Here is a 2,545-nt window from a genome sequence, read left to right as displayed (position 1 = left end):
GGCCGGCCGGCCGCCCGCGGCCGTCCAGGCGCGCAGCACGGGCCCGGCGTCCCGGCCGTCCTCCGCGGCCTGCCGCAGCTCGTGCCCGATCAGGTCCTCGGGCTGCGCCCAGGTCAGCCGTACGGGGGCCGCCCCGGCGCCGCGCGTGGCCGGGTCCCCGGCCGGGGCACCCGTCACCGCGGGGACGCGATGGCCGCGAAGGCCGTCTCGTGGGCGCGACGGCGGTCCCGGTCGCGGGCGAAGACCTCCCGGGCCACGGCCGCCAGCTCCGCGGCCGGCGCGTGCAGGTCGAGGCGGCTGGCCTCGGCGACCCGCTTGGCCCACCCCTCGGGCACGGCCCCCGCACCGCCCAGCGCTCCCGCGATCGCGCCCGCCATGGTGGCGGTGGAGTCGCAGTCGCGGCCGTAGTTGACGGCGCCGAGTACGGAGGGCTCGTAGGCGCCGTCCGCGACGAGCAGCATGCCGAGGGCGACGGGGAGCTCCTCGATGGAGTGCAGCCGGGACGGCCGCCGGGCGCCGAGGGAGGGCGCGCGGTAGTCCGGGCCGACCGAGTCGTACGGGGCCACCGCCTCCCGGAGCGGCACCAGCGCCGACTCGAAGTCCCGGTGCCGCACGGCGACTTCGCGTACGGCGGCGATGGCGGCACGGGTGCCGTCCTTCGCCAGGGACAGGGCGGTCTCCACCACCGAGGCGGCGCTCGCGCCCGGTACGCAGGCCGCCGCCACCGCCGCCGCGAAGACGCCCGCCGCCTCCCGCCCGTAGGAGGACTGGTGCGCGCCGGCGACGTCGAGGGCCTCGGCGTACGCGGCGGTGGGGTTGCCCGCGTTGACCAGTCCGACCGGTGCCATGTACATCGCCGCACCGCAGTTGACGATGTTGCCGGTGCCGGCCTCGCGGGGGTCGGCGTGCGCGTAGTGCAGCCGGGTCACGATCCACTTCTCGGCGAGGAACACCCGCTGGAGGGGCAGGGCCTCCGCCTCCAGTTCCGGGATCCAGCGGGGGACCGTCATCAGGTCGGGGACCAGGTGGTCGGCGACCGCGTACGCGTCCAGGTGGTCCCGGACGGTCGCGTACACCCGGACCAGGGCGTGGGTCATCAGGGTGTCGTCGGTGACGTGGCCGTCGCCCTTGTGGTACGGCGCGATGGGACGGGCGGTGCGCCAGTCCTCGTACCAGGGGCCGACGATGCCGTGCACGCGGCCGCCGTGCCGTTCCACGATCCGGTCGGGGGACCAGCCCTCCACGGGGCCGCCGAGCGCGTCGCCGACGGCGGCTCCGACGAGGGCCCCGGTGACCCGGTCCTCCAGTGTGAGCGTCATGTCCGAATCATCCCTTGGGTGAGGTGAGTTCCGTACGGGTGAGCAGGGCGGCCAGTTCGACGAGGTCGGTTCCGGCGAGGCGGGGCAGGGTGCAGCCGGAGAGGGTGCGGCAGGCCTCGCGCCAGGCGGCGGGGAGGGAGTCGCCGCCGCCGAGGGCGCCGGTGAGGGCGCCCGCGAGGGCCGGGGCGGAGTCCGCGACGCGGGAGAGGCAGGCGGCGGCCGGGACCGCTTCGGCGACGCGGCCGCGGGCGGCGGTGGCGAGGGCGAGGGCGACGGGGACGGTTTCGGCGGCGGCGATGCCGTAGCTGTAGACGTGGTCCACGATCTGGTGTTCCAGGAGCGGGACGAGGGCGAACGCGCCGGCCTCGCCGTCGGCGCGGGCGAGTTCGACGGCGTGCCGGGCGTTGCGGCCGATCTCGGTGGCGGCGGGGAGCTGTTCGAGGGCGGCGTCGACGGCGGTGTCGGTGTCCGCGCCCGCGAGGGCGGCGGCGAGGGCGGCGGCCATGGCGCGGGCTCCGTGGACGCCGTCGCCGTCCTGGGTGTAGCGGGCGTCGAATTCGGCGAGGTCCGCGGCGGCCCGGGGGTCGCCGGGGTGGACCACGGCGAGCACGCAGGCGCGGACGCAGGCGGCGTCGTCGAAGTAGTGCGGGTTGTCGTGGCCGGTGGCGGGTGGGCGCAGGCCGGCGGCGAGGTTGCCGAGGCCGGCCCGTACGGAGATCCGCGCGCGCATCGGCAGCACGGCGGACTCGACCTCGGGGGCCCGTTCCGCCGCCGCGGCGACCTCACTGGCCAGGGCGTTCCAGGCGAGGTCGATGGCGGCGCGCATGCGGCGGGACCGGGAGAGGTCGCTGAGCAGGGCGCCGGCGGCGGTGAGGACGGACTCGGCGGCGAAGGCGGCCCATTCGGCGTCGTCGGAGGGGCCGAGGCGGAGCGGTTCGGGGGGCTGGTTGAGGGCGATGGGGACGGGGAGGGTGGTGGTGGCGTTCTGCTCGGCGAAGGTGTCGAGCTCGCGGGTGAGGCGGCGGGTCCACTCGGGCATGCGGCTGGCGCGGTGGCGGGCGGCGGGCCAGCCGGCGGCGTCGCCCGCGGCGAGCCCGAGGAGGAGTCCCTCGATCCGTCGCGGCGCGCCTGCCTGCGGCGGGCCGTCCGGTGTACGGGGCCCGGGGGCGTTGCCGGCCGCGGCCGGGGTGCGGGCCGGGGCGGGCTGCTGCGCCGTGCCCCGGCCG

2 protein-coding genes are annotated in these 2,545 nt (G+C 77.8%); both read right to left on the bottom strand.

Annotated features, from left to right (window positions below):
* Window positions 1-173: 173 nt before the first annotated feature.
* Window positions 174-1,319, bottom strand: a complete 1,146-nt coding sequence (locus ACEPPI_RS40310) for an ADP-ribosylglycohydrolase family protein (protein WP_373920211.1) — start codon at window positions 1,317-1,319, stop codon at window positions 174-176.
* A gap of 7 nt (window positions 1,320-1,326) precedes the next feature.
* A partial coding sequence (locus ACEPPI_RS40305; protein WP_373920210.1) for an ADP-ribosylglycohydrolase family protein occupies window positions 1,327-2,545 on the bottom strand: 1,219 nt, incomplete at its 5' end.

This window comes from Streptomyces sp. AB3(2024), assembly GCF_041862025.1.
Taxonomy (GTDB): domain Bacteria; phylum Actinomycetota; class Actinomycetes; order Streptomycetales; family Streptomycetaceae; genus Streptomyces.
This window is presented reverse-complemented; position numbering and strand designations above follow the sequence as displayed.